General features: G+C 71.8%; 1 pseudogene. It reads right to left on the reverse strand.

Annotated features, from left to right (window positions below):
* Positions 1–214 (reverse strand): annotated as a pseudogene (locus E0702_RS17660) (hypothetical protein); the annotation flags it as partial.
* Positions 215–266: the final 52 nt, after the last annotated feature.

Genomic DNA, 266 nt, shown 5'->3' on the forward strand with positions numbered 1-266 from the left:
GGTTCTGGGCGCCCTCGCCCACCTGGTGACAGGCCGCGCACCGCTTGAACACCTTTTCGCCGGCGGCCACCAGTTCGGGGTCGGGTCCGGCGGGGGCGGCGGCCTGGATGACCTCCGGCTCCGGAGCCGGGGCGGCGGCGCTGTCATCCTCCGGGGTCACGTCGAGGACGCGGGCGCGCATGGTGATTTCGACGCTGTCCTTGCAGTCGGTCATGCAGGGCGCGGTGCTGAAGACGGGGTATTCGGTCTCGGCCCGGTCATCGACG

The organism is Halomonas marinisediminis, from assembly GCF_004347715.1.
GTDB lineage: Bacteria > Pseudomonadota > Gammaproteobacteria > Pseudomonadales > Halomonadaceae > Halomonas > Halomonas icarae.